Source organism: Streptomyces sp. NPDC047085 (assembly GCF_040643735.1).
In the GTDB taxonomy this organism is placed as follows: Bacteria; Actinomycetota; Actinomycetes; order Streptomycetales; family Streptomycetaceae; genus Streptomyces.
The window spans coordinates 114,753-138,748 of the sequence record NZ_JBEYUW010000018.1 but is presented as its reverse complement, the minus strand read 5'-3'; the positions used below and the strand labels follow the sequence as shown (position 1 = coordinate 138,748).

The following is a 23,996-nucleotide window of genomic DNA, read 5'->3' as shown; positions in this document are numbered from 1 at the left end:
CAGGTTGGCCAGGTCCAGACTCGCGCGCTTGTCGGGTGCGCGGGCGAGACCATCCGGACTTCGTGCAGTACTACCGCCCGTACGAGGACCGCTCCAAGCGCGTCGAGACCGAGCGCTTCAAGGCGTTCACGTACGAGGAACTGATCGCCCGCGACAAAGCCAACCTCGGCATCACCTGGCTCCGCGACCCGAGCCTCGACGACGCGGACGAACTGCCCCCGCCCCGAGGTGCTGGCCGCCGAGATCGTCGAGGATCTTCAGGCAGCGCTTGAGGAGTTCGCCGCGGTCGCGGAGACGTTGCAGCAGGCGCGCGGCGAGGGCGAGGCACCGGAGGCGGCTCCGGCTGCCGAGTGACGACGTGAGCGCGGCCCGCGTTGGTAGATGTGTCATTGGGCGGCGGCGTGCAGCCACGTCACTCTTCATGACGGCGATCTTGCCGCCCGCCTCCAGTACCTCGTCCGCCGCGTCCAGGTATTCCGGCCGTGGAATGCGCCGCATGCGCTCCACCGAGGAGACCAACTCCTCCCCGTACCCGATGGCCGCCCCGAACTCCTCGGCATGCCAGTTCTGCGTCCCTCTCTCCGCGACCCGCCGTGGTGCCCGCCTCGGCCGACTGCTCGCAACGGAGCAACTGCGCTCCTCGAGACTGCCGTTGGACCCCGCTCGGCTGATCGTCGCCGAGTTGACGAGGAGTTGGCGGACCAGTGGGGTGTGCGGCATGGACCGTCGCCGTGCAAGACGGTGTGGGCGGAGGTCGATCTGGCCAGTCCGTCGGTGCACCTCGCACCGGAGCCGGGAAAGGCGTGATCCGGCAGCGCCGCGGCCGGGGCTTCGGGCCGTAAAAGACCAAAGAACCCGGGGAAATAACCAACCAACCAAACCAAACCCGGCATCCGTCACCCGGGCGGGTGAAACTGGTCGGTCCGGCTGGCGCAGCGGCGGTTCGGGCGTGCAGGCTCAGCCCGAGGCGCCCGAGGCATATGCGTCTCACCAACTCACAACCCCACACATGCATCGGCCCCCGCCGGGACGGCAATCCCAGTGCGAGGGCCTGACCAACGAGGAAGCGAACCCTTCCCCATGGCTGAGAAGAAGCCTAACGCCGCCCTGCGCCCGATTCCGGGTGTTCGGCGATCCACCACCCCCTCCGGTGTCACCCACGTACGCACGTATCAGTCCGGTCAGTACGTCGTCGTCGGCAACCATCTCGCCCAGCACCGCGAGCTGTCGCTGACCGCCATCGGGCTGGCGACCCACATCCTGTCGGTGCCCGAGGGCACCCCGGTCGACATCCGCAGCCTCGCGGACCGCTTCCCCGAGGGACGCGACCGGATTGCGTCCGCGCTGCGCGAGCTGGAGGCGCATGGCTACCTGGAGCGGGTCCGCGAGCACACCGAGTCGGGCCGACTGGTCACTCGTACGTACGCCCACCACACCCCGGTTGCCGCTGCCGCCGCGCCCCTTCGCGTGGCCGGCCGCCCTGCGGCGCCCCGTCGTACCGGCGACCGCAGGCTCAGCGCAGGCAATACTCCTCCGGCGGCTCCCGAGGAGGACGACCATCCCCGTCACCCGCATACGCCCGAACCTGCGCCCGCACCCGCGCCCGCGCTGCCTCCGACACCGCCGAGGCCGACCGCGACCCCAGAAGAGCACGGCCCTCGCGACCGTCGATACGACAGGGCCGTCACCCTCCTCGCAGGCCTCCGCCGAGCCGACGACCGCCTCATCCTCTCCCGCCGCGACGTGGACCGGCTCGCGCCCGCCGTCACCGCCTGGTTCGACAGCGGGGCGACGGCCGCCGTCATCCACCACGCGCTGACCGACAGCCTTCCCGGCGACCTGAGGAACCCGGCGAAGCTGATCGCGTACCGCCTCGATGAGCTGCTGCCTGTACCGCTGCCCGCTCGTCCCGCGCCCTCACCGATCGCGGCGACGGGATCCGGGGCCGCCCATCGGCCCGATCCCTTCCAGACCTGCGACGGCTGTGACCGCGCCTTCCGTGCCCCATGTCCCGGCCGCTGCCGTGACTGCCGCGCAGACCGGACGGTCCCCGAGGAGAGCGCATGCGCCGCATGAGTCTGCTGCACCGATCCGTGCCGTCTGCGCAAGCCGCCTGCGTCAGTGGGAGCCGTTCCTATACTTGCGCCATGGACCAGGACCTGGAGCGAGCCGCCCTCGTAGCGCTGCTGCGGCGCGGCGACCGTTCATGGTCCGAGGTCACCGACCAGGTCGAAGCGGTGGGAAGCGCCCGCGATGTTCTCGAGAACGCACTCGATCTCTCCGGGCAGGGGAAGCTCTTCGACACCGGCCCCTCGGTCGACCTGGACAGTGTCGTGTCGGAGATCGCCGCCTGGGAGCGCGAGGGCATGCGGCTGGTCACCATCCTCGATGACGACTATCCGCTCTACCTCAGACTGGTCCACCAGCGTCCACCCTTCCTCTTCCTCCGGGGGACGAAAGCCGACGACGACCTTCGGGTCGCTGTCGTGGGCACCCGCACACCCACTCCTGAGGGTGTCACCCACGCCCGTACCATCGCGGGTGGTCTTGCCGAGCGCGGTGTCACCGTTGTCAGCGGGCTGGCCGCAGGCATCGACACTGCCGCGCATGGCAGCGCCCTGGCCGCCGGTGGCCGAACCGTCGCCGTGATCGGCACCGGTCTGCGCCGTGTCTACCCGGCCCAGAACGCAGGTCTCCAGCAGGAGATCGCTCAGAAGGGGCTGCTGATCTCGCAGTTCTGGCCGGACGCCGCTCCCTCGAAGACGTCCTTCCCCATGCGCAACGCGGTGATGAGCGGTTACAGCCTGGCCACCGTCGTGATCGAGGCCGCCTACCGCAGTGGCGCCCGAATGCAGGCCCGACTCGCCCTGGAGCACGGTCGCCGGGTGTTCCTCATGCGCTCTCTGATGACTCACACATGGGCGAGGGAGTACGCCACCAGGCCCAACACGACGGTGATCGACGGCCCGGAGGATGTCTTCAGCCACCTTGGCTCTCTCGTCCCCACCACGGGCGAGCTGACCTGGGCCTAGCCGGCGGACCGGCGTGGCAACCGTCGTCGGGCTGTCCGCCCGCTACGCCAACTTTCTGGTCCATCCGCTGCTGCCCGGCCCAGGCGTATGTCAGGTCTGCCGCGGTCCCGCCAAGATCGGGTATCCCATGTGCTGGCCCTGCAACGAGGCCGCCAAGCTGCTCGGGACGGGAGTGGCCGATGCCGTCGTCCCTGTCAGCCTGGCCCTCAAGGGCGAGCAATATGCCAACGAACTCTGGCGTTACAAGAACGCGGTTGGCCCTCAGCAGCAGTACTTCCGCATGGGTCTGGCGGCCGTTCTGTGGCGTTTTCTCACTCTGCACGAGGGCTGCATCAGGGCTCACTGTGCAGCGCCTTCCTTCGACACCGTGACCATGGTGCCCAGCACCAGCGGGCGTCCAGATCATCCCCTCCGCGCCATGCTCGCCGAAACGGTCGGTGTCACCCGGGACCGCTATCGCGACCTGCTCACGCCGACACCGGAGGCCGTCGACCTGGGCCGGGCGGCCTCCTCTGGGCGCTATGCGTCAGCGGCGCTCTGGGGCGAGAACGTCCTGCTCATCGATGACACCTGGACCACGGGCAACCACGCGCAGTCCGCTGCCGCCGCGCTGAAGGCGGCCGGTGCCGACAGCGTGGCCATCGTGGTTCTCGGTCGCCACCTCAACATCAACTACGACCACACGGCCGACCACGTCGAGCAGGCACGCTTACGCTGCTTTTCCTGGGATGCCTGCGCCCTGCGTCCTTGGAACCATCCGGGTGGCTGAATCGTCCGCCCGGTAACCGCGCGTCTGCGATGCTGGCCGGCATGGGCGAGGGTGATCGGGGACGGGGCCAGGGCGTTGCTGCCTGGTTTCGGCGACGTGCTGTGGCGGTGGTGCTGACATGCGTCGGGGTGGGGGCCGCCATTGTCCACGTCGTGGCGCCCGGGCTGAGGATCGACGGTGTCACGGTCGCGCTGCTCGCGGTGGCGGTGGTGCCGTGGCTCGGGGACCTGGTCCGCAGTATCGACGTACCGGGCCTCGGGCGGATCGAGTTCCGGGACATGCAACGTCAGCTCGAAGCAGTGCAGCGGACGGCGAACGCGGCTCTTGTCGGTGACGGTCCGCAGGATGGGATCGGGGACGACACCGCAACCTGGGAAGCGGTCCAGGAACTGACCGCCGAGTACGGGAAGGTGCGCGAAGAACTGCCCAGCGGTCCGGCGCGGACCCACAGGATGGACCAGATCTTCGCCCGCCTGGTACGAGCGACGCAGCGGGTGCGGGACTTCGACGCCAAGACGCTGCTGCGCTCGCAGGACGCCGGGCTGCGGCTCGCGGCCTACGCGCGCCTGTACGCGCTGCCCGAGCCGGAGCTGCTCGGCGCCCTGGTCGACGTCGTGACCGCTGAACCGCTCGCCTTCAACCAGTACTGGGGGCTGCGCGTGGTCGGCAGAGGCGTTGAAGAGACGGGAGCGGAGCACGTTCCGCTTGGTGTGGTCCGCCGCTTGGAGGAGTTCCGCTCCCGGATGCCGCGCGACAGCGACCGGGGCCAGCTCGCCGACAGGGTGCTCACCGAGTTCGGTGGGGGCTGAGCGGCCGGCTGGCCCGGAGTGGTGATCCGCCGGCCGCTGTCAGGTCAGGCCGCCGCGCCGCCCGCGTAGTCGCTGTTGAAGGTCGTCTCGACGGTCTGCGCCACCGGCTGGGCCACGCCCGTGCCGGTCAGGATGATGCCCGCTGTTGGCGCTCTGGTGCTGGCGGTCGAGGATCACGCGGACCGTGACGCCCTTGTTCCTCAGGGCTATGAGGTCGTTGACGGCCGTCGTGTCCTCCAGCTCGTAGATCGTCATGTCGAGGGTGCTGGTGGCCGAGTTGACGAAGTCGTAGACGGTGGGCTGGCTGCCGGTCCGGGAGAAGGCGAAGGCGGAGTAGCTCGCGGCGTTCGCGGGGACGGCGGTGGCGACGACGGCGGTGCCGGCCGCCAGGGCGACGCCCGCCGGGCGAGGACCTTCCACAGCTTGGGGGACTCCTGGTGGGGGAGAGCCTGGAGGGGGTGGCGCGGGCATGACGCCACGCGCGTAGAACGCTGTGGAGACCGGTGATTCCAGGGGTGACCAGAAGAGCGCAAGAACTTCGTATCGAGCGGCCGCTATGCCCGTCTTGGGCCGACATGGCGTCGGCAAAGGCGGGGGCCGGGCGGGCGTAGCGTAGAGGGCATGACGAAGTACGGATCCTTCCCCGGTACGCGTCCCCGACGGCTGCGGACCACGCCCGTCATGCGGCGGATGGTCGCCGAGACGCGCCTGCACCCCGCCGACTTCATCCTCCCGGCGTTCGTCCGGGAGGGCGTGAGCGAGCCCGTGCCGATCGCGGCCATGCCCGGGGTCGTGCAGCACACCCGGGACAGCCTGAAGAAGGCCGCGCTGGAGGCGGTCGAGGCCGGCGTCTCCGGGATCATGCTGTTCGGCGTGCCGGAGGAGAGCAAGAAGGACGCGATCGGGACCCCGGGGACCGACCCGGACGGGATCCTGCAGGTCGCCATCCGCGATGTGCGCGCCGAGGTCGGGGACGAACTGCTCGTCATGTCCGATCTCTGCCTCGACGAGACGACCGACCATGGGCACTGCGGTGTGCTCGACGAGCACGGCCGCGTCGACAACGACGCCACCCTGGAGCGGTACGCCGAGATGGCCCAGGTGCAGGCCGACGCCGGCGCCCATGTGGTCGGCCCGAGCGGGATGATGGACGGTCAGATCGGCGTCGTCCGCGACGCGCTGGACCAGATCGGCCGCGAGGACGTCGCCATCCTCGCCTACACCGCCAAGTACTCCTCCGCCTTCTACGGCCCCTTCCGCGAGGCCGTCGCCTCCTCCCTGCAGGGCGACCGCAAGACGTACCAGCAGGACCCCGCCAACTGGCGTGAGTCCCTGCGGGAGTTGGAGCTGGACCTGGCCGAGGGCGCCGACATGGTGATGGTCAAGCCGGCCGGACCGTACCTCGACATCCTCGCCCGGGTCGCGGACTCGGTGGACGTGCCCGTCGTCGCCTACCAGATCTCCGGCGAGTACTCGATGGTCGAGGCCGCCGCCGAGAAGGGCTGGCTCGACCGCGACCGGGCCATCTTCGAGACGCTGACCGGCATCAAGCGGGCCGGGGCGCGCACCATCCTCACCTACTGGGCGACGGAGGCGGCGCAGAAGCTGCGCTGACGGACACGGACCGACATCGTTCCGGTACCGAATCGGAGGCGAACCGGCCTCGGTACGCCCTCGGTTCGGCAACGGAACGACGTCGGTTCCGGGAACTCCGGGCTGCTGTAGTGGAAACGACCTGCGGCGTTGCTCGTATCTGTCCTGAAATCTGTCCGGGAAGCGACGTTTGAACCAGGCTCGCCAAGGTCTGACGTGTTCTTGGCAAAACCCTTAATCTCTGCGCTTGGCCTGGTCTGTTCGGATCCGGCTGAACGTCGTCCCCAGGGGGTTTCCCATGAGCTGGTTCCTCGAGGCGCTCAAGAAGTACGCCGTGTTCAGCGGGCGCGCGCGCCGCTCGGAGTACTGGTACTTCTTGCTCTTCTACGTCATCCTCTACGCCGTCTTCTTCGGCGTGGGCCTCGCGATCAAGGTCCCGGCCCTCGTCGCCATCGTCGTGGTCGGCCTCCTGCTGCCGCACTGGGGTGTGTCGGTGCGCCGCCTGCACGACACGGGCCGCTCCGGCTGGTGGATCCTGCTCGGGATCATCCCGCTCGTCGGCTTCATCGTGCTGCTGGTCTTCTACGCCTCGGAAGGCGAGCCCGGCGCCAACAAGTACGGCCCGAACCCGAAGGAGACCCCGGCGGTCGTCTGACGCCGAGCGTTCCGTGCCGGGTGACCGCTCGTCCGGCATGCGCACAGGTGAGGCCGCCCGGCCGTCGTTCCGGGCGGCCTCACCGCCGTTCCGGATCATGGAATTCCGGGTGCATACGGCACGTACATCCCTAGGCTGCGCGACGGGAGACCCGCCCCGGAGCCGAAGGAGAGCCGTGCCATGGCCGTCACCGAGCCCGCGCCCACACCCACGCCCACCCGCGCCCCCGTTCCGCCGCTCGCCGCCCGTGCCCGCAGGGTGGGCGGCTCGCCGGTGCGGGACATCCTCGCGGTCACCGCACGCCCCGAGGTGATCAACTTCGCGGGCGGCCTCCCGGCGCCCGAACTGTTCGACCGGGACGGCATAGCGGCCGCGTTCCGGGACGTGCTGGACCAGGCCCCGGCGCAGGCGCTCCAGTACTCCACCACCGAGGGCGAACCGGCCCTCCGCTCCGGACTGGCCGCCCGCATCAGCGCGTTCGGCCTGCCCACCGACCCCGACGACCTCCTCGTCACCACCGGCTCCCAGCAGGCCCTGTCCCTGCTGGCGACGGCGCTGCTCGAACCCGGCGACACGGTCCTGGTCGAAAGCCCCTGCTATCTGGCGGCACTTCAGGTCTTCGGACTGGCGGGCGCCCGTGTGGTGGCGGTGCCCGGGGACGAGGACGGGGTGGACCCGGAGGCCCTGGACACGCTCGTCGAGCGGGAGCGCCCGAAGCTCCTCTACCTGGTCCCCACCTTCCAGAATCCCACCGGCCGCACGATGCCCGCGCCGCGCCGGCAGGAGGTCGCCGCCGTCGCCGCCCGCCAGGGCCTGTGGATCGTCGAGGACGACCCCTACGGTGAACTCCGCTACGACGGCGAGCGCGTCCCCTGGATCGCCTCCCGGCCCGGCGCCGAGGACCGTGTCGTCCTGCTCGGCTCCTTCTCCAAGATCATGGCCCCCGGCCTCCGCCTCGGCTGGCTCCGGGCGCCCGCGGAACTCCGGCGGGCGTGCGCGGTCGCCAAGCAGGCGGTGGACCTGCACACGCCGACCCTCAACCAGCTCGCCGCAGCCCGCTACCTGGACGTCCTGGACGCCCATGTGGCCCGCGTCCGCGCCGTCTACGGCGCACGCCGGGACGCCATGCTGGCCGGCCTCCCCGCCGCCCTCCCGGAGGGCTCCACCTGGAGCCGTCCCGAGGGCGGCATGTTCCTGTGGGCCCGGCTCCCGGAGTCGTACGACACCACGGCCCTGCTGCCCCAGGTGGTGCGGCAGGACGTGGCCTACGTCCCCGGCGCGCCCTTCTACGCCGGCGACCCCGACCCCTCCACCCTCCGGCTGTGCTTCGTCACGCAGACCCCGGAGGAGATCGCCGAGGGGCTGCGCAGGCTCGGCAAGGGGCTCAGTGGGTGATTGCCGGCACGGCTCAGTCCCACCAGAAGGACCAGGCCGGCTCGCCGATCAGTTCCTCGGCGTAGGCGCGCAGGGCGTCCGAGCCGTTCTGGGTGAGGGTGTCCGGGCAGAACGCGAAGTGCTCCGCCGCCACCGCCTCGGCCTCGGCCCGGGTGGCCGGCGGGGCCGCGACGGACACGGTCAGGGTGTCGAAGCCGAGCGCCACCACCCGTATGCCGAAGCGTTCCTCCCAGGAGCGCAGGACGGCGCAGAGACGGGCCACGTCGTTGTCGTAGTTCAGCGGGCCCGTCCAGCCGATCGCCGCGGGGATGTCGGCGGAGCGACGGGCCGGGACCAGGGCCAGGTGTGGTTCCTTGAACCAGGTGTGCGTGCCGTCCGTCAGCGAGTCCGCGACCGCGGCGGCCCGGACGTCCGGGGCGGCGGTGGGTGTGAGAGCGGGCGCGAGTCCGGGCCACTCGCTCCCGAACGGCTCGACCTCCTCGGCCAGTTCGGTCTCCTGGGCCTCCTCGGCCGCCTCGGCCAGTTCGTCCTCCGCGCCGTCCTCCCAGTACTCCGCGAGGACTTCCTCGGCGTCGTGATCGCCGGGGTACGACATCCGGTCCGGCATCAACTCCCAGTTCCCGGGCCCCTCCTGGTGCCCGCCCACGTCGACCAGCACCGGCAGCAGACCGGCCCGGGCGGCCGGCGCGCCCAGAGCCTTCCACGTTCCGGGCGCGGCCGGCTTGTCCGCGTGCCACAGCAGGGGCTCGTGCCAGCGGCCGTCGTACGTGGCGTCGATCAGCCTGCCGGGCGGGAGCCGGAGCCCGAGGGAGCGGCCACTGGGATCGGTGGCCAGGTTGGGCAGCGGGTTGGGAAGAGTCGCCATGCCGGTGACTGTAAAGGGCACCACTGACAACAGAGTTGGCGCGACCGGTCGCGGCGGAGGCGGGAACATTTCCGCGGACTGTCTCGTTGCCCCTGGGCCCGTCCACCCATCGCCGACCCTGGGAGCACCATGCCCGAAGCGATGCCCGACGCCATGCCCGCAGCCAAGCCGGCCGACCCCCGTCCCGCCCTTCCCTCCCTTCCCGCTCTCCCCTCCCTGAGCGCGCAGGCCGAACGGCTGATCGAGCTGGGGGTGCACAAGATCGCCGGGTTGTCCGCCGCCGAGCTGCGCACCTTCGCCGCGGCGGCCGAGACCCCCGCCGGACGTGTACGCGACGGCGCCCTGCTCGCCGTTCACCCGGACCGGGCCCCCGCCTCCGCCCTCGCGCCGCTGCTCCGCCGCGAGGACAAGCCGGGCTTCGTCGTCACCGACATGCCCGACGTCGACCTCTTCGCCCCACTCGACACCGCCGCGCCGCCGGACGCCCCGCTCTACCTCCTCACCGGCCTCGACCGCGGCGACCACATGGCCAACTGGAGCCCGGACGAGGCGCTGCCCGCGCTCACCGCCGAGGCCCGCACCCCGTTGCTGCTCACCGAGGGCATCCACTGGCTGCTCCAGCAGCCCGCCGTGCTGGAGCGCAACCACTGCTTCATGACCATCGGCTCCCGGCTGCGCAAGCCGGGCGGCACCCTGGACGCCCGCACCCCGGCGATCTGGATCAGCAACGGCACCGGCCGCGACGGCCGCGAGCGCCGCAACGCGCCCAAGGTCGGCTGGTGTTGGGCGGGCAACCGCCACACCTGGCTGGGATTCGCCTCGGCGACGGCCCGCGAGGCCCTTACCTGACCGTCATGCGCCCCGAAGTGGCGGCACCCTCGCCGAACGCGCCGACGGTGCCGGCGGAGTCCGCGTCGTCAGGGGCGGGTCTTGGGGGCTTTGGGGCGGGGGGTTCGTCGGGTGCGGTATTCGCCCGGGGTCATGGCGAACTCCTTGCGGAAGGCGAGGTGGAAGCCGACCTGACTGCGGTAGCCGATGCGCAGCGCGATGTCCTGCTGCGGCACGGAGGTGTCGGCCAGCAGCCGCCGGGCCTCCTGCAGGCGACGTACCGTCAGGTGGCGCATCCATGGCGATCCGCAGCGAGAGCACGATGCGAATACGCATCCAGGACTGTTACGGAGAGTACGGCAGCGGCCCCGGCGCCCCTCGCGTGTACGAGAGGGGCGCCGGGGCCGGTGCGGAAACTCGTCCGGTGCGCGTCAGGCGTCAGAGCTTCTCGGGGGTCCGGATGCCCAGCAGCGCCATGCCCCGGTGCAGCGTGCGCGCCGTGAGGTCGACCAGGAAGAGGCGGTTCTCCACCTGCTCCGGCGTCTCCGCCTTCAGGACCGGGCACTGGTCGTAGAAGGACGTCAGCAGCGTCGCCAGCTGGTACAGGTACGAGGCGAGCTTGTGGGGCTCGTAGGACGCCGCGACCTCCAGGACGTTCTCACCGAACTGGTCCAGGTGCAGACCCAGCGCGCGCTCCGCCGGGGCCAGCCCCAGCTCCGGGTGGGCGACGGGGCGGGCCTCGCCGGCCTTGCGGAGGATGGACTGGATACGGGCGTACGCGTACTGGAGGTAGACGGACGTGTCGCCGTTGAGCGAGACCATCTGGTCCAGGTCGAACTTGTAGTCCCGGACCGCCGAGGTGGACAGGTCCGCGTACTTCACGGCGCCGATACCGACGTAGCGGCCGTTCTCCGTGATCTCCTGCTCCGTCAGGCCCACCTTCTCGGCCTTCTCCCGCACCACCGCCGTGGCCCGGTCGACGGCCTCGTCCAGCAGGTCCTGCAGCTTGACCGTCTCGCCCTCACGCGTCTTGAACGGCTTGCCGTCCTTGCCGAGGACCGTGCCGAAGGCCAGCTGGAACGCCTTCACGTCGCCGTTCAGCCAGCCCGCCCGGCGGGCCGTCTCGAAGACCATCCGGAAGTGCAGGGCCTGACGGGCGTCCACCACGTACAGCAGCGAGTTCGCCTTCAGGTTGAAGACGCGGTCGCGGATCGCGGAGAGGTCGGTCGCCGCGTAGCCGTAGCCGCCGTCCGACTTCTGCACGATCAGCGGGACCGGGTTGCCGTCCGGGCCCTTGATGTCCTCGAAGAACACGCACAGCGCGCCCTCGGAGCGCACCGCGACGCCGGACTCCTCCAGCAGCCGGCAGGTCTCCGCGAGCATGTCGTTGTAGCCGGACTCGCCGACGATGTCGGGGTCCCGGATCTCCATGTCCAGCTTCTCGAAGACGGAGAAGAAGTAGATCTTCGACTCGTCCACGAACTTCTGCCACATGGCGAGCGTGTGCGGCTCACCGGCCTGCAGGTCCACCACCCGGCGGCGGGAGCGGGTCTTGAACTCCTCGTCCGCGTCGAATTTCTTCCGCGCGGCCTTGTAGAGGCGGTCGAGGTTCGACATCGCCTCCTCACCCGAGGCCGCGGTGTCCGCGGCGGACGCCTTGTGGTCCAGCTCGTGCGGGTGCTCGTCCAGGTACTGGATGAGCATGCCGAACTGGGTGCCCCAGTCGCCGATGTGGTGGCGGCGGACCACGCTCTCGCCGGTGAACTCCAGCAGCTGCACCACCGCGTCACCGATGACCGCCGACCGCAGGTGGCCGACGTGCATCTCCTTCGCCACGTTCGGCTGCGCGTAGTCGATCACCGTCGTGCCCGGCTGCTCGGCGTACGGCACGCCGAGCCGGCCCGCCTCGTCCGCGTACCGCGCGGCCAGGTTCTCGATGATCGCCCGGTCCGCGATCGTGATGTTCAGGAAGCCGGGCCCGGAGACCTCGATCTCCTCGATCACGTCACCGGTCACCACCTGGGAGACGACCTGCACGGCCAGCTCCCGGGGGTTCGCCTTCGCCTTCTTGGCGAGCGCCAGGATCCCGTTGGCCTGGTAGTCGGCCCTGTCGCTTCGTCGCAGCAGCGGGTCCGCGCCGGCGGCCTCGGGCAGAGTGGCCGAGAGAGCGGACGCGAGGTGCTGCTGGACGGAATCGCTGAGGGACGTGACCGAGGCCATAGGAAGGGGTGCCGTTCTCCTCGTGGGGATGGATAGACACGCCCAGTCTCTCACGGTGGGTAAAGCGGTTTTCGCCGTCGCGTGGCGGTCTGTGAGAATGGGGTGTCACCCCGTTCAGAAAGAAGGACGTGCCGATCGTGGCTCAGAGCACCGAGACCACCGACTGGGTCTCCCGTTTCGCGGATGAGGTCATCGAGGAGTCGGAGCGCCGGGCCCCGGGCAAACCTGTGGTCGTCGCGTCCGGACTCTCCCCCTCCGGCCCCATTCACCTGGGCAATCTCCGCGAGGTCATGACCCCGCACCTCGTCGCCGACGAGATCCGGCGGCGCGGGTACCAGGTCCGGCACCTGATCTCCTGGGACGACTACGACCGGTACCGCAAGGTGCCCCAGGGCATCGCCGGGATCGACGACTCCTGGGCCGAGCACATCGGCAAGCCGCTGACCTCCGTGCCCGCCCCGAAGGGCTCCGCGTACCCGAACTGGGCCGAGCACTTCAAGGCGGCCATGATCGAGTCGCTGGCCGAGCTGGGCGTCGAGTTCGACGGGATCAGTCAGACCGAGCAGTACACCTCGGGCGTCTACCGCGAGCAGATCCTGCACGCCATGAAGCACCGCGGTGACATCGACGCGATCCTCGCCCAGTACCGGACCAAGCCGAAGCCGGCCAAGAAGCAGCAGCAGAAGCCGGTGGACGAGGCCGAGCTGGAGGCCGAGGAGGGCTCCGGCGCCGCCGCCGAGGACGACGGCAGCTCCGGCTCCGCCGGGTACTTCCCGTACAAGCCGTACTGCGGCCGGTGCGGCAAGGACCTCACCACCGTCACCTCGTACGACGACGACACCACCCAGCTGACGTACACCTGCAACGACTGCGCCTTCTCCGAGACCGTCCGGCTCAGCGAGTTCAACCGCGGCAAGCTGGTCTGGAAGGTCGACTGGCCGATGCGCTGGGCCTACGAGGGCGTGATCTTCGAGCCCTCCGGCGTCGACCACTCCTCGCCGGGCTCCTCGTTCCAGGTCGGCGGGCAGATCGTCGGGATCTTCGGCGGCAAGCAGCCCATCGGGCCCATGTACGCGTTCGTCGGCATCTCCGGCATGGCGAAGATGTCGTCCTCGCGCGGCGGTGTCCCGACCCCCGCGGACGCCCTGAAGATCATGGAGCCGCAGCTCCTGCGCTGGCTCTACGCCCGCCGCCGGCCCAACCAGTCCTTCAAGATCGCCTTCGACCAGGAGATCCAGCGGCTGTACGACGAGTGGGACAAGCTCGCCGGCAAGGTCGCCGACGGCTCCGCTCTCCCGGGTGACGTCGCCGCCTACTCGCGCGCCGTGGGCACGGCCGCCGGTGAGCTGCGCAAGACCCCGCGTCCGATGCCGTACCGCACGCTCGCCTCCGTCGCCGACATCACCGCCGGCCACGAGGACCAGGCCCTGCGCATCCTGTCCGAGCTGGACCCGGACCAGCCCCTGTCCTCCCTGGACGAGGCCCGGCCCCGGTACGACAAGGCCGAGGCGTGGATCAACACCCACGTCCCCGCCGACCAGCGGACGATCGTGCGGGACGAGCCGGACGCCGAGCTGCTGAAGTCCCTCGACGAGGCGTCCCAGCAGTCCGTACGACTCCTGCTCGACGGCCTCGCCGAGCACTGGTCCCTCGACGGGCTGACCCACCTCGTCTACGGCGTCCCCAAGGTGCAGGCCGGGTTCTCCGCCGACGCCACGCCCAAGGAGCTGCCGCCGGAGATCAAGACGGCCCAGCGGACCTTCTTCGCCCTCCTGTACCACCTGCTCGTCGGCCGGGACACCGGACCCCGCCTGCCCACCCTCCTCCTGGCCGTGGGCCAGGACCGCGTGCGACGCCTGCTCGGCGAGTAAGCGCCAACCGGCGACAACGGCAACGGAAAGGGGCCCTCGGTTTCGAGGGCCCCTCTTCCGTTCCTGTTGTTCAGCGCCGTCAGGCGATGTGCTCGTCTTCCAACTGCGCCGCGTGGCGGTTGGCGAAGCGGGCCACCATGCGCTCGGCCTCACCCTTGGGCAAGGTGATGCTGAACGTCGCCTCCACGTCTTCGCGGAACTGAGCGGCCGTGGGGTAGCTGCCGTCGATCGACTGGCGGAAGACCTGGTAGTAGTCGTCCTCGGCCGGTTCCGGCGTGCCGCCGCCCTCGCCCAGTTCGCGGGTGCGGTTGCCGGTGACCGGAATGGGGAAGCTGCCGGTGTCCTCGGGGGACGCCTGCTGGAACTGCTCGGGGGACGGCTGCTGGAACTGCTCCGGGGAGGGCTGCTGGAACTGCTCGGGGGACGGCTGCTGGAAGTGTTCCGCGGGCTGTTCCTCGTACCACTCCTCGTACTGCTCCTCGGGGACGTACTGGGGGTCCGGGGCAGGGTCGTAGGTGGGGTCGTAGCCGCCGTGGTAGTCGATCTGCTGAGGGTGCCTGGCGTGCAGCCAGGGGCTGCCCTCCGGGGCCCGGAGGTGCTCCGGCTCACCGGTGCGCTGGCCCGGCAGGACGGGGCGCTGCCCGACGGGAGGCGCCGCCTGCTGGAGGACCGGCGCCGGCCCGGCGGCACGACCGTCCGCGGGCGCCGGCGGTATGAGCACCGGCTCGATGCCCGCCGCCGCCAGGCCCGCCGGGGCCGTCTCCGCCAGGGGGACGCCGAAGCGGGCGAGACGGAGCGGCATCAGGGACTCCACCGGGGCCTTGCGGCGCCAGGCGCGGCCGAAGCGGGAGCGCAGGCGGGCCTGGTAGACGAGGCGTTCCTGCTCCAGCTTGATGACCTGGTCGTAGGAGCGCAGCTCCCACAGCTTCATGCGGCGCCACAGAAGGAACGTCGGCACCGGCGAGAGCAGCCAGCGGGTGATGCGGACACCCTCCATGTGCTTGTCGGCCGTGATGTCCGCGATCCGGCCGATCGCGTGCCGGGCCGCCTCGACGGCGACCACGAACAGGACCGGGATCACCGCGTGCATGCCCACACCCAGCGGGTCCGGCCAGGCGGCGGCGCCGTTGAAGGCGATGGTCGCCGCTGTCAGCAGCCAGGCCGTCTGCCGCAGCAGCGGGAAGGGGATCCGGATCCAGGTCAGCAGCAGGTCCAGCGCGAGCAGCACACAGATGCCCGCGTCGATGCCGATCGGGAAGACATAGGAGAAGTTCCCGAAGCCCTTCTTGATGGCCAGCTCACGGACGGCCGCGTACGAACCGGCGAAGCCGATACCGGCGATGATCAAAGCACCGGAAACGACCACGCCGATGAGAACGCGGTGCATTCGGGTCAGCTGTGGCGCGGCCACTCGTACTCCCCTCCCCTTGCGTGTTGTTGCGCGCAACAGGGTGGCACACGTGTGCGGCGGACGTGGTGCCGGTCAGCCCTTCTTCGCGGCCGACTTCGACGGCGAAGCGCTCGCGGACGGGGACTTGGACGACGAATCGGACGACGCCGTCGAACCCGGCTTCGCGGACGAGGACGGGCTCTTCGTGGACGAACCCGACCCGGAATCCCCACTGTTGGCGGCGGTGACGGACGCCACCGCTTCCTTCGCGGCCTTCTCGGCGGCCTTGGCCAGGTCACCGGCGTCCGGGGTCTTCTCGCCCGCCAGACCGGCACCGTTGTAGTCGAGGGTGATGACGACGTTCTCGACCCGGGTGACGACCGTCTGCTGCTTGAAGGCGCCTTCCTTCTTCTTCAGGTCGTAGCGCACGATCGTCGCCTCGTCGCCCGTCCCGGCGACCGGCTCCGACGTGGTGTTCTTCGCACCGGCCACGCCCTTGGCGTCCGAGACCTGCTGCGTGTAGTACGCCTGCGCCTGCTTGTCACCGGAGCCACGGCCGGCGTCCGAGTCGAAACGCAGCAGGGAGACGTTCAGCCAGCGGAACTGGGAGCCCTTGACGCCGTTGTTGTCCAGGCTGTTCCAGGAGCAGGAGGCACGGGTCGCCGTGTCGTCACTGCTGCCCTCCTTGCCGGACTTGGCACCCTTCGGCACCAGATCACCCAGAGTGTCCTTCGACAGCACCCCACACGCCTCGGGCAGCGTGCGGAACGCGGCCGCCTGCACGGTCGGGGAGGCGCTGGCCGACGACTGCCCCGAACCGCTTCCGGCACTCTGCTGGGCGCTCGAACCGTCCGTGCCCTTTGAGTCCGAGTCCGAGGAGCAGGCGGCGGTGATCAGCACCGCGGGAACGGCTGCCGCGCACACAAGAGCACGGCGCAGGCGCTTGGCTCGCTGGTCTCGCTGGGCACGGTCGTCTCGCTGGGCTGCTCGCTGCATGGTTCCTTCACTCATGACGCTGTGTGTTCGTGCGGGTTCCTGCGGGGCCCCACGGTACGCGGTGAAGGAGCGGTGCGGTCTCCGTTCGAGTGCATTGCGGTGGGCGACGGGTGGGGCCCACGGGGCCGTCACCCGTTGAGCGCGTCGGCCAGTTGAGAGGCCAGATTACGGGCCCTGTCCTGCATTTCCTTGCTGTCCGGGACCACGCCGACGGCCATCGGCTGCTCCTCGTACTGGATGGTGACGACGACGTTGGACGTGCGGAACACCACAGTCACCGTCCGCTGTTCGGCCGTCGAACCGGAGCCGCCGAGCTGGTCGTCGAGGTACGCCTCGTCACCGAGATCGGACAAGGCGCGGGGCTGGAGATCGGCCGAAGCGGAGCCGGAGGCGGACCCGGAGGAACTGCCGGACGTCCCGGACGAGGGGTTGGCGGAGGGGTCGGAGGACGACGGCGAGGAGGCCTTGCCGCTCGCGGTCGCCGACGGCGTGGCCGAGGCCGAGGAGGTCGAGGAGGCGGGGGGAGTCGAAGAAGCCGAGGAAGCCGAGGAAGCCGAGGGGGCCGACGGGCTGGGCTCGGGCAGGTCGGCGGCCGTCTCCATCCGCTGGAACAGCGTCTGCGCCTGGTCGTCGTCGCTGACCGTGTTGTCGTACGACACCACGCGCTCGAAGTCGACCGAGAGCCGGTCGGTCGCGGCCGTCGACTCGACCTTCCAGTGACAGCCCACCTTGCGGTCGGTGTCGTACGTCAGCGCGGCCTCGCCCCGGTAGGCCTTGTCCCGCAGGTCGGCGTCGGCGATCTGCGGGATGCCCGGGAGCAGCGAGTCGAGCGTGTCATGGCCGACCGCGCCGCAGGGCTCGGGGAGCGTGCGGTACTTGCCGGGCTGGGCCTCGGCCGTGGCGGCGCTGGTGGTGCCGGGATTGGCGTCATCCGTCGGGCCGCCGCCCCCGGAACCGCTCGTGCAGCCGGCGAGCAGCGCCGCGAGGAGGGCGGCGGTGCCGGGTACATACGCCTTCCGCTGCACGGTCGGGCTCCTCTCGACAGTGGGCGATCCGTGACGGTGGTGATCGCCCGGTGCTCCGGTGCTCCAGTGTCCCCGCTGGTTATTCGCTTGCCGCAGCGGGGCGCCCCCTGGAGACAATGTGTATCGCACGCACTGCCGTGGACGCCGGTCCCTTGTCCCTTTTCGACGACCTTGGCGCCGCTTTTGCGTTTTGTCGCTCAATCACGTTTGTTGCCGAAACCGGGGGAACGAGGAAGCCATGTCGTACGTGGAGATGCCGGGCGCGAAGGTCCCGATCCGCATGTGGACCGACCCCGCGACCGTCGAGGACGTCGCCCTGCGCCAGCTCCAGAACGTCGCCACCCTGCCCTGGATCAAGGGCCTGGCCGTGATGCCGGACGTCCACTACGGCAAGGGCGCGACGGTCGGCTCGGTCATCGCGATGCAGGGCGCGGTGTGCCCCGCGGCGGTGGGCGTGGACATCGGCTGCGGAATGTCCGCGGTGAAAACGTCCCTGACGGCGAACGACCTCCCCGGAGACCTCTCCCGACTCCGCTCGAAGATCGAGCAGGCGATCCCGGTGGGACGGGGGATGCACGAGGACCCCGTTGAACCGGGGGACTTCCACGGCCTGGCCACCGCCGGGTGGGACGACTTCTGGGGGCGGTTCGACAAGGTTGCCGACTCGGTCAAGTTCCGTCACGAGCGCGCCGGAAAGCAGATGGGAACGCTCGGCAGCGGAAATCATTTTGTCGAAGTCTGCACGGATACGACCGGCTCTGTGTGGCTCATGCTGCACTCCGGATCCCGGAACATCGGCAAGGAACTCGCCGAACACCACATCGGCGTGGCCCAGAAGCTCCCGCACAACCAGGGCCTGGTCGACCGCGACCTGGCGGTCTTCGTTTCGGACACCCCGCAGATGGCGGCCTACCGCAACGACCTGTTCTGGGCGCAGGAGTACGCCAAGTACAACCGCACGCTGATGATGGCGCTCCTGAAGGACGTGATCCGCAAGGAGTTCAAGAAGGCGAAGCCGACCTTCGAGCCGGAGATCTCCTGCCACCACAATTACGTGGCCGAGGAGCGCTACGACGGCATGGACCTGCTCGTCACCCGCAAGGGCGCGATCCGGGCCGGCTCCGGCGAGTACGGGATCATCCCGGGCTCGATGGGCACGGGGTCGTACATCGTGAAGGGCCTCGGGAACGAGAAGGCCTTCAACTCGGCCTCGCACGGCGCGGGCCGGCGCATGAGCCGCAACGCGGCCAAGAAGCGCTACTCGACGAAGGACCTGGAGGAGCAGACGCGGGGCGTGGAGTGCCGCAAGGACTCCGGCGTCGTGGACGAGATCCCGGGTGCCTACAAGTCCATCGACCAGGTCATCGACCAGCAGCGGGACTTGGTGGAGGTCGTGGCCAAGCTGAAGCAGGTCGTCTGCGTGAAGGGCTAGGCCTGTGGTCATGTGAGGGGCGTCACAGCGAATCGTCGAGCAGCCGGAGCAGCGTTCGGGCGGCGGGGGTCCGTCTGGGGGGTGGATGGGCAAGTGGGCCCGTCCGCTCCGCCTTCTGGGCTGGAGCAACGCCTTCCAGACGCAAGGGAGTTGTTGTGACGTCTTTTGGTGTGCAGAAGCGGAACCGGGGGCGCGCGTCGCTGGTGGCGGTGGCCGTGGCCGCAGTGCTGGCGACGGGTGCCGGGGTGGCGGCGGCTGCTGCCGCGAACGCGCCGGCCAAGGCGTCCCCGGCGCACGCGGCCACCGTCGCCAAGGCGGTGAAGGCGTCGGCCGGCGGTGTGCGGACGGTCACGCCGGGCCAGAAGCTCACCGCTGGTGGTGACACGCTGTGGCTGACCCCGGAGGGGCTGTCCATCGTGGCGCCGAAGTCCTCGGGCTCCGACCAGCCGGAGCTGGTCCGGGTCGCCGACGTCCTGCCGCGCAAGGTCACCACCGTGGCCTGCGGGGACGCATCCGGCACCCTGTGGGCCGGAATCTACCGGGGCCCGGTCTCCGCCTCCACGAAGGTCACCATCAAGCTGGGCGACCGCACCCTGGACGCCCAGGTGGTCACGCTGGCGGGCAAGCCCGGCTGGGGCGCCTACTACGTGTTCGACACGCACAAGGTCGGCGCGGACAAGCCGGTCATCACCGTGGAGAGCTAGCGAAACAAGCGGCCGCCGCCCCCCGGGCGGCGGCCGCCCGCTTGCTGGGCTGTACGCCGACTTCGGGCAAGGACCAAGTGACCAGCACCATCGACGACGAGTTCCAGGACTTCATGGCCGCCCGCTGGTCGGCCCTGGTCCGCACCGCCTATCTGCTCACCGGGGGCCACCACAGTGCCGAGGACCTCGCGCAAACCGCGCTGGCCAGAGCCTTCGTGAAGTGGCACCGAGTGCGCGACAGCAACGATCCGGCCGCCTACGTGCGCCAGATCATGATCCGCTGCCACGCGGACCAGTTCCGCCGCAGCCGGGTCCGCGAATGGCTCACCGCGCACCTGCCCGACACCGCGGCGCCCTCCCCCGAGACGTCAAGGGACCAACGCGAGGCCCTGGTGCAGGCATTGGGACAGCTGCCGTCCCGACAGCGTACGGCGGTGGTACTGCACTTCTTCGAAGACATGACCCACGCCCAGGCGGCGAAAGCGCTGGGGACCAGGGAGAGCACGGTGCGCAGCCAGCTCTCCCGCGCCCTGGCCAAGCTGCGCCAGGATGGCTTGCTGGCCGAGCTGACCGGCCGCACCGCCGCCGCCCCGCTCGCGCCTTGCGCACCCATTCGCTCGACAGCAAAGGACGGCCGATGAACACCGACGACGCCTTGGCCCAGGCGCTGCGTCAGGCCGCCTCCCGGATCTCGGTCGGTCCACCTCCCGTGGCCGCGGTGGTCCGACAGGGACGCGCCCTGCGGCGCCGCCGTCGCGCCGTCGGCCTGGCCGTGGCCGCGACGGTTCTTGCCCCCGTGTGCCTCCTGGCCGTCCCGCACGGTGACACCTCACCCGTCCGGCCTGGCAGCACGGCCTCGGCGAGCACCTCCGCGCAGGCCGAGGTCGTGGCGTCCGGCGAGAAGGTCACGACCCCCTCGGGCGCGTCCCTGTGGCTGACCGGGCGGGGGGTGTTCCTGGCGGGTGCCGGTCATCCCGCCTCCGCACCGGACACCGCCCTCGTCGCGGACACGCCCGCCGGGCACGTCGGCGGCGTGGCGTGGGGCACCGGCTCGGGCACCGTCTGGGCCGGGGTCTACCGCGGCCCGGAGGCACCGTCCAGGATCACCCTGGAGGTCGGCTCCCGGACGGTGCGGGCCCGGTTGTACACCCTGACCGGCTCCCCGGGCTGGGTCGCCTACTGCGCGGAAACGTCCACCCCCGGCCACGCCTCCGTCAAGCCCACCATCCGTGTCTACGCCGCCGATGGCTCCCTGCTGCTGACCACCCGCCTGTGACACCGGAGGCAGGGTGGCTCATTTCGCGTGGCGGACCGCGTAGATCATGACGAAGGCGACGATGTGGATGCCGAAGAGGAAGTACGCGAGGAAGTACCAGACCTTGCGTTCGTCCTTCTTCTCCTGTTCCAGGCGGCGCTTCTCGAGCGACCGGTCGAGGGGTTGCTCGGGGGTCCGGTCGACGGCGGACTCGTCGGACATCACTGCTCCCTGTGCACCTTGGTGTTGGACGCCTGGGCGCGGGGGCGCAGGACCAGGAGGTCGACGTTGACGTGGCTGGGGCGGGTGACCGCCCAGGTGATCGTCTCCGCCACGTCGTCCGCGGTGAGGGGCTCGGCGACGCCCTCGTAGACCTTGGCCGCCTTCGTCTCGTCGCCGGAGAACCGGGTCAGGGCGAACTCCTCCGTCTTCACCATGCCGGGGGCGATCTCGACGACGCGGACGGGCGTGCCGACGATCTCCAGGCGGAGGGTCTCGGCGAGGACGTGGGCGCCGTGCTTGGCGGCGACATAGCCCGCGCCGCCCTCGTAGGTGCCGTGGCCGGCGGTGGAGGACACCACGACCACCACGCCGTCGCCGCTCGCCTCCAGCTTGGGGAGGAGGGCCTGGGTGAGGTTGAGGGTGCCGATGACGTTCGTCTCGTACATCGTGCGCCAGTGGGCCGGGTCGCCGGAGGCCACCGGGTCGGCGCCGAGGGCTCCGCCGGCGTTGTTGACCAGGACGCCGATCGTGTCGAAGGCCGTCGCGAACTCGTCCACCGCCGCGCGGTCGGTCACGTCCAGCTGGTAGGCCGTGGCGGAGTGGCCCGCCGCGTTGATCTCCTTCGCCAGCGCCTCGATACGGTCCTGGCGGCGGGCGGTGAGGACGACGCGGTAGCCGGCCGCGGCGAGCTGCCGGGCCGTGGCGGCGCCGATGCCGCTGCTCGCACCCGTGACGACGGCGATACGGGAGGCGGCGGGCGGGACGGCGGTGGCCATGGGCTGCTCCAGGACGAGAGGGGTGGGCGCTCCTCCAGCGTAGGCGAGGGTCAGCCGCCGTTCCTCGGCACCCACATGATCACGGCCATTCCCGCGAGGCAGATCACGGCTCCGATGATGTCCCAGCGGTCGGGACGGAACCCGTCGGCGATCACGCCCCACAGGATCGAGCCGGCGACGAAGATCCCGCCGTACGCGGCGAGGATGCGGCCGAAGTGGGCGTCCGGCTGGAAGGTGGCGACGAATCCGTACGCGCCGAGGGAGAGGACCCCGCCGGCCGTCCACAGCCAACCCCGGTGTTCGCGTACGCCCTGCCAGATCAGCCAGGCGCCACCGATCTCGAAGAGCGCGGCGACGACGAAGAGGGCGGCGGATCGGAGGATCGACATGGGGGCAGCTTCGCATGCGGGGATTCGGGGGCGGATCGGGGGACAGCGGCGTGCAGATGGGGGGTGTCACCTGTTGGAGGGCGCCTGGGGGGCGGCTCGCGTGGCATACATCCGTACGGCACATTCGGTATATGCGGTATTTACGGCATATACGGGATCGGAGGCGTGGAATGGCGAGTGGTGTGCGAATGAGGGCCTGGGCGTTGGTGGGTGCGTGCGCGGGGGCCGTTCTGGGGGTGGGGGGTGCGGCGCGGGCGGACTCGGGTCCGCAAGCCGACCTCGCGTTCCACGGGAGCGCGGTGATGAACGGGGATCAGGTGCAGGTCCGGCTCACCCCGCGCAACAACGGGCCCATGGCCGTGCCGGACGCGAGTGTGCTGCTGCGCTGGTCGGTGCCGTTGGCCGAGCGGCAGCTGCTGCCGGAGGGGTGCGCGCGGACGGACGAGCGGTCCGTGGTGTGCGGGACGGGGGCGCTGGCCGTGGGTGAGGTGGGGCAGGAGCTCCAGATGGCGGTGTGGCTGCGGGAGCGGCCGGCGGAGGTGACGCTGGAGGTGGACACCGCGTGGGGCGGGGGCGTGGAGGACACGGACCGCTCGAACGACCAGCAGAAGGTGCTGGTGCTGGACACCGGGGACGCGTACTCCTTCTGATCCGTCCGGCGGGGTCCGTCCGGTGGGTCCGTGTAGTGGGGCTTCCGTCCGGTGGGGCGGCGGTACCGGCGTCGTACGATCTCTGCATCGCGCAGACGAAAGGGAGTGCGGCATGGCCGGGAACGGGACCGCGCGGTCCAGGCTGCTGGCAGAGCTGAACGTGGTGTCCCGCCGGTACATGGCCTCGTACGCCCTGTTCAACCAGGCCGTCGCCGACCGGATCGGGCTGCACCCCACGGATCTGCAGTGCCTGAACCTGCTCACGCTGGAGCGGGAGCCGGTGACGACGGGCCGGGTCGCGGAGCTGACGGGGCTGACGACGGGGTCGGCGACCCGGCTGGTGGACCGGCTGGAGCGGGCCGGGTACGTCGTGCGGCGGCGGGACGAGAGGGACCGGCGGCGGGTGCTGGTGGTGACCGTGCCGGAGAAGATCGCCGAGTTCGGGCGGATGTGGGAGGGCCTGGCCGGTGACTGGTCGAGGATCTTCGACGAGCTGGACGACACCGAGCTGGCGGTGATCGTCCGGCACATGGAGCGGACGGTGGAGTTCGGCGGGGAGCAGATCGCGCGGCTGCGGGAGGGCCGGGTCTAGTCCCCCGAGCGGTTCTGTTCGGGGTTCTCCGCGTCGTAGCGTTCGCGGGCGTCCCGGACCTCTTCGAAGTGGGTCTCGGCCCAGGTCTTCACCGCGGTGAGCAGGGCGGCCAGGCTGTGCCCGAGCGGGGTGAGTTCGTAGTCGACCCGGACCGGGACGGACGGGGTGACCGTGCGGGAGACGATGCCGTCGCGTTCCACGCTGCGCAGGGTCTGGGTGAGCATCTTGGGGCTGACGCCGGCGACCTTGCGGCCGATGTCGCTGTAGCGCATGGGGCCGGAGGCCAGCGCGGCGACGACGAGGCTGACCCACTTGTCGCTGAGCCGGCCGAGGAGCTGGTTGGTGGGGCATTCGCGCAGGAAGGCGTCGTACTCGATACGGGCCTGCTCGCGTCGCTGGGCCGCGGTCATGGTCGCCATGGGCTCTCCTCGGGGACACCTACGCACTCTGAGGTAACTACTTACGGATAGATAGTAGCTCTCCTACGGTGGACGCAGTGGTCGGGAAACCGACATGAAATCCATCAAT

At 70.4% G+C, this 23,996-nt stretch carries 26 protein-coding genes and 3 pseudogenes; 17 read left to right on the top strand and 12 right to left on the bottom strand.

What is annotated here, in order from left to right:
* Positions 1-35: 35 nt before the first annotated feature.
* Positions 36-272 (top strand): hypothetical protein, encoded by a 237-nt coding sequence (locus tag ABZ865_RS38945; protein WP_361241242.1) that lies wholly within the window; start codon positions 36-38, stop codon positions 270-272.
* A 133-nt stretch (positions 273-405) separates the two neighbouring features.
* On the opposite strand, the pseudogene ABZ865_RS38940 reads toward ABZ865_RS38945, so the two are convergent.
* Positions 406-552: pseudogene (locus ABZ865_RS38940) on the bottom strand (transcriptional regulator); the annotation flags it as partial.
* On the opposite strand from ABZ865_RS38940, the pseudogene ABZ865_RS38935 reads away from it, so the two are divergent.
* The 5 genes and pseudogenes from ABZ865_RS38935 (at position 536) to ABZ865_RS38915 (ending at position 4,610) form a co-directional block, all read left to right on the top strand.
* Positions 536-807: pseudogene (locus ABZ865_RS38935) on the top strand (hypothetical protein). The pseudogenes ABZ865_RS38940 and ABZ865_RS38935 sit on opposite strands and share 17 nt — an antisense overlap.
* A 273-nt stretch (positions 808-1,080) precedes the next feature.
* Entirely contained in the window at positions 1,081-2,076 is a 996-nt protein-coding gene (locus ABZ865_RS38930; RefSeq protein ID WP_361241239.1) for a helix-turn-helix domain-containing protein, read from the top strand.
* A gap of 71 nt (positions 2,077-2,147) precedes the next feature.
* The gene (locus ABZ865_RS38925) at positions 2,148-3,032 is read left to right on the top strand and encodes a DNA-processing protein DprA (RefSeq protein WP_361241236.1); all 885 of its coding nucleotides are present in this window, start codon (positions 2,148-2,150) and stop codon (positions 3,030-3,032) included.
* 13 nt (positions 3,033-3,045) lie between these two features.
* Positions 3,046-3,801 carry a hypothetical protein gene (locus ABZ865_RS38920; protein WP_361241233.1) on the top strand — a complete coding sequence of 252 codons (756 nt, stop codon included), beginning with the start codon at positions 3,046-3,048 and terminating at the stop codon, positions 3,799-3,801.
* A gap of 29 nt (positions 3,802-3,830) precedes the next feature.
* Positions 3,831-4,610, top strand: coding sequence for a hypothetical protein (locus ABZ865_RS38915; protein WP_361241230.1), 780 nt, complete (start codon positions 3,831-3,833; stop codon positions 4,608-4,610).
* Between the two features lie 39 nt (positions 4,611-4,649).
* Here the strand turns inward: ABZ865_RS38915 and ABZ865_RS38910 are convergent, their stop codons facing one another.
* A complete protein-coding gene (locus ABZ865_RS38910) occupies positions 4,650-5,030 on the bottom strand; it encodes a phospholipase D-like domain-containing protein (RefSeq protein ID WP_361241227.1) in 381 nt (126 codons plus the stop codon).
* Positions 5,031-5,231: 201 nt separating this feature from the next.
* Between ABZ865_RS38910 and hemB the strand changes: the two genes are divergently transcribed.
* The 3 genes from hemB (at position 5,232) to ABZ865_RS38895 (ending at position 8,253) form a co-directional block, all read left to right on the top strand.
* Positions 5,232-6,224 (top strand): porphobilinogen synthase, encoded by a 993-nt coding sequence (gene hemB / locus ABZ865_RS38905; RefSeq protein ID WP_361241224.1) that lies wholly within the window; start codon positions 5,232-5,234, stop codon positions 6,222-6,224.
* 277 nt (positions 6,225-6,501) lie between these two features.
* Positions 6,502-6,858 (top strand): DUF805 domain-containing protein, encoded by a 357-nt coding sequence (locus ABZ865_RS38900; RefSeq protein WP_361241221.1) that lies wholly within the window; start codon positions 6,502-6,504, stop codon positions 6,856-6,858.
* Positions 6,859-7,038: 180 nt separating this feature from the next.
* Positions 7,039-8,253: a PLP-dependent aminotransferase family protein gene (locus ABZ865_RS38895; protein ID WP_361241218.1), complete on the top strand. Its 1,215-nt coding sequence runs from the start codon at positions 7,039-7,041 to the stop codon at positions 8,251-8,253.
* Positions 8,254-8,266: 13 nt separating this feature from the next.
* Here the strand turns inward: ABZ865_RS38895 and ABZ865_RS38890 are convergent, their stop codons facing one another.
* The gene (locus ABZ865_RS38890; protein ID WP_361241215.1) at positions 8,267-9,118 is read right to left on the bottom strand and encodes a DUF4253 domain-containing protein; all 852 of its coding nucleotides are present in this window, start codon (positions 9,116-9,118) and stop codon (positions 8,267-8,269) included.
* A gap of 153 nt (positions 9,119-9,271) precedes the next feature.
* Between ABZ865_RS38890 and ABZ865_RS38885 the strand changes: the two genes are divergently transcribed.
* Complete coding sequence (locus tag ABZ865_RS38885; RefSeq protein ID WP_361241304.1) at positions 9,272-9,967, top strand: DUF5701 family protein; 696 nt, start codon at positions 9,272-9,274, stop codon at positions 9,965-9,967.
* Positions 9,968-10,035: 68 nt separating this feature from the next.
* On the opposite strand, the pseudogene ABZ865_RS38880 reads toward ABZ865_RS38885, so the two are convergent.
* Together ABZ865_RS38880 and argS are read right to left on the bottom strand one after the other, a co-directional pair.
* Positions 10,036-10,251 (bottom strand): annotated as a pseudogene (locus ABZ865_RS38880) (helix-turn-helix domain-containing protein); the annotation flags it as partial.
* A gap of 133 nt (positions 10,252-10,384) precedes the next feature.
* Complete coding sequence (gene argS / locus ABZ865_RS38875; RefSeq protein WP_361241212.1) at positions 10,385-12,166, bottom strand: arginine--tRNA ligase; 1,782 nt, start codon at positions 12,164-12,166, stop codon at positions 10,385-10,387.
* Positions 12,167-12,294: 128 nt separating this feature from the next.
* On the opposite strand from argS, the gene lysS reads away from it, so the two are divergent.
* A complete protein-coding gene (lysS, locus tag ABZ865_RS38870) occupies positions 12,295-14,037 on the top strand; it encodes a lysine--tRNA ligase (RefSeq protein WP_361241209.1) in 1,743 nt (580 codons plus the stop codon).
* Positions 14,038-14,116: 79 nt separating this feature from the next.
* Here lysS and ABZ865_RS38865 read toward each other — a convergent pair whose 3' ends face one another.
* The 3 genes from ABZ865_RS38865 to ABZ865_RS38855 form a co-directional block, all read right to left on the bottom strand.
* Positions 14,117-15,424 carry a DUF2637 domain-containing protein gene (locus ABZ865_RS38865; protein ID WP_361241301.1) on the bottom strand — a complete coding sequence of 436 codons (1,308 nt, stop codon included), beginning with the start codon at positions 15,422-15,424 and terminating at the stop codon, positions 14,117-14,119.
* Positions 15,425-15,520: 96 nt separating this feature from the next.
* On the bottom strand, positions 15,521-16,438 hold the full coding sequence (locus ABZ865_RS38860) for a DUF3558 family protein (protein WP_361241206.1): 918 nt from the start codon (positions 16,436-16,438) through the stop codon (positions 15,521-15,523).
* A 113-nt stretch (positions 16,439-16,551) separates the two neighbouring features.
* Positions 16,552-17,448, bottom strand: coding sequence for a DUF3558 domain-containing protein (locus ABZ865_RS38855; RefSeq protein WP_361241203.1), 897 nt, complete (start codon positions 17,446-17,448; stop codon positions 16,552-16,554).
* Between the two features lie 238 nt (positions 17,449-17,686).
* Between ABZ865_RS38855 and ABZ865_RS38850 the strand changes: the two genes are divergently transcribed.
* From ABZ865_RS38850 to ABZ865_RS38835, 4 genes are all read left to right on the top strand, one after another.
* Positions 17,687-18,880 carry an RtcB family protein gene (locus tag ABZ865_RS38850; protein ID WP_361241200.1) on the top strand — a complete coding sequence of 398 codons (1,194 nt, stop codon included), beginning with the start codon at positions 17,687-17,689 and terminating at the stop codon, positions 18,878-18,880.
* Between the two features lie 155 nt (positions 18,881-19,035).
* Positions 19,036-19,584, top strand: coding sequence for a hypothetical protein (locus ABZ865_RS38845; protein WP_361241198.1), 549 nt, complete (start codon positions 19,036-19,038; stop codon positions 19,582-19,584).
* 77 nt (positions 19,585-19,661) lie between these two features.
* Positions 19,662-20,225, top strand: a complete 564-nt coding sequence (locus tag ABZ865_RS38840) for a SigE family RNA polymerase sigma factor (protein WP_361241195.1) — start codon at positions 19,662-19,664, stop codon at positions 20,223-20,225.
* The gene (locus tag ABZ865_RS38835) at positions 20,222-20,860 is read left to right on the top strand and encodes a hypothetical protein (protein ID WP_361241192.1); all 639 of its coding nucleotides are present in this window, start codon (positions 20,222-20,224) and stop codon (positions 20,858-20,860) included. The genes ABZ865_RS38840 and ABZ865_RS38835 overlap by 4 nt, the downstream gene beginning before the upstream one ends.
* A gap of 18 nt (positions 20,861-20,878) precedes the next feature.
* Here ABZ865_RS38835 and ABZ865_RS38830 read toward each other — a convergent pair whose 3' ends face one another.
* From ABZ865_RS38830 to ABZ865_RS38820, 3 genes are read right to left on the bottom strand one after another with little or no spacing between them, the layout of a single operon-like run.
* A complete protein-coding gene (locus ABZ865_RS38830) occupies positions 20,879-21,061 on the bottom strand; it encodes a hypothetical protein (protein ID WP_361241190.1) in 183 nt (60 codons plus the stop codon).
* Complete coding sequence (locus ABZ865_RS38825; RefSeq protein ID WP_361241187.1) at positions 21,061-21,837, bottom strand: SDR family NAD(P)-dependent oxidoreductase; 777 nt, start codon at positions 21,835-21,837, stop codon at positions 21,061-21,063. The genes ABZ865_RS38830 and ABZ865_RS38825 overlap by 1 nt, the downstream gene beginning before the upstream one ends.
* Positions 21,838-21,887: 50 nt before the next feature.
* The gene (locus ABZ865_RS38820) at positions 21,888-22,226 is read right to left on the bottom strand and encodes a YnfA family protein (RefSeq protein WP_361241185.1); all 339 of its coding nucleotides are present in this window, start codon (positions 22,224-22,226) and stop codon (positions 21,888-21,890) included.
* Positions 22,227-22,528: 302 nt separating this feature from the next.
* Here ABZ865_RS38820 and ABZ865_RS38815 point away from each other — a divergent pair, with 302 nt between their 5' ends.
* Both ABZ865_RS38815 and ABZ865_RS38810 read left to right on the top strand, forming a co-directional pair.
* A complete protein-coding gene (locus tag ABZ865_RS38815) occupies positions 22,529-22,876 on the top strand; it encodes a hypothetical protein (protein ID WP_361241182.1) in 348 nt (115 codons plus the stop codon).
* Between the two features lie 112 nt (positions 22,877-22,988).
* Entirely contained in the window at positions 22,989-23,468 is a 480-nt protein-coding gene (locus ABZ865_RS38810) for a MarR family winged helix-turn-helix transcriptional regulator (protein WP_361241179.1), read from the top strand.
* Here the strand turns inward: ABZ865_RS38810 and ABZ865_RS38805 are convergent.
* On the bottom strand, positions 23,465-23,887 hold the full coding sequence (locus ABZ865_RS38805; RefSeq protein ID WP_361241176.1) for a helix-turn-helix domain-containing protein: 423 nt from the start codon (positions 23,885-23,887) through the stop codon (positions 23,465-23,467). The genes ABZ865_RS38810 and ABZ865_RS38805 overlap by 4 nt on opposite strands.
* Between the last annotated feature and the right edge of the window lie 109 nt (positions 23,888-23,996).

Excerpts from the sequence above, each read along its gene's own strand:
- ABZ865_RS38850 (WP_361241200.1), top strand. The coding sequence starts at position 17,687 with ATGTCGTACGTGGAGATGCCGGGCGCGAAGGTCCCGATCCGCATGTGG.
- ABZ865_RS38890 (WP_361241215.1), bottom strand. The coding sequence starts at position 9,118 with ATGGCGACTCTTCCCAACCCGCTGCCCAACCTGGCCACCGATCCCAGT.
- ABZ865_RS38830 (WP_361241190.1), bottom strand. The coding sequence starts at position 21,061 with ATGTCCGACGAGTCCGCCGTCGACCGGACCCCCGAGCAACCCCTCGAC.
- ABZ865_RS38820 (WP_361241185.1), bottom strand. The coding sequence starts at position 22,226 with ATGTCGATCCTCCGATCCGCCGCCCTCTTCGTCGTCGCCGCGCTCTTC.
- argS (WP_361241212.1), bottom strand. The coding sequence starts at position 12,166 with ATGGCCTCGGTCACGTCCCTCAGCGATTCCGTCCAGCAGCACCTCGCG.
- ABZ865_RS38860 (WP_361241206.1), bottom strand. The coding sequence starts at position 16,438 with ATGAGTGAAGGAACCATGCAGCGAGCAGCCCAGCGAGACGACCGTGCC.
- ABZ865_RS38925 (WP_361241236.1), top strand. The coding sequence starts at position 2,148 with ATGGACCAGGACCTGGAGCGAGCCGCCCTCGTAGCGCTGCTGCGGCGC.
- ABZ865_RS38865 (WP_361241301.1), bottom strand. The coding sequence starts at position 15,424 with ATGCACCGCGTTCTCATCGGCGTGGTCGTTTCCGGTGCTTTGATCATC.
- ABZ865_RS38805 (WP_361241176.1), bottom strand. The coding sequence starts at position 23,887 with ATGGCGACCATGACCGCGGCCCAGCGACGCGAGCAGGCCCGTATCGAG.
- ABZ865_RS38825 (WP_361241187.1), bottom strand. The coding sequence starts at position 21,837 with ATGGCCACCGCCGTCCCGCCCGCCGCCTCCCGTATCGCCGTCGTCACG.
- ABZ865_RS38930 (WP_361241239.1), top strand. The coding sequence starts at position 1,081 with ATGGCTGAGAAGAAGCCTAACGCCGCCCTGCGCCCGATTCCGGGTGTT.
- ABZ865_RS38895 (WP_361241218.1), top strand. The coding sequence starts at position 7,039 with ATGGCCGTCACCGAGCCCGCGCCCACACCCACGCCCACCCGCGCCCCC.
- ABZ865_RS38915 (WP_361241230.1), top strand. The coding sequence starts at position 3,831 with ATGCTGGCCGGCATGGGCGAGGGTGATCGGGGACGGGGCCAGGGCGTT.
- ABZ865_RS38815 (WP_361241182.1), top strand. The coding sequence starts at position 22,529 with ATGAACGGGGATCAGGTGCAGGTCCGGCTCACCCCGCGCAACAACGGG.
- ABZ865_RS38900 (WP_361241221.1), top strand. The coding sequence starts at position 6,502 with ATGAGCTGGTTCCTCGAGGCGCTCAAGAAGTACGCCGTGTTCAGCGGG.
- ABZ865_RS38810 (WP_361241179.1), top strand. The coding sequence starts at position 22,989 with ATGGCCGGGAACGGGACCGCGCGGTCCAGGCTGCTGGCAGAGCTGAAC.
- hemB (WP_361241224.1), top strand. The coding sequence starts at position 5,232 with ATGACGAAGTACGGATCCTTCCCCGGTACGCGTCCCCGACGGCTGCGG.
- ABZ865_RS38835 (WP_361241192.1), top strand. The coding sequence starts at position 20,222 with ATGAACACCGACGACGCCTTGGCCCAGGCGCTGCGTCAGGCCGCCTCC.
- ABZ865_RS38885 (WP_361241304.1), top strand. The coding sequence starts at position 9,272 with ATGCCCGCAGCCAAGCCGGCCGACCCCCGTCCCGCCCTTCCCTCCCTT.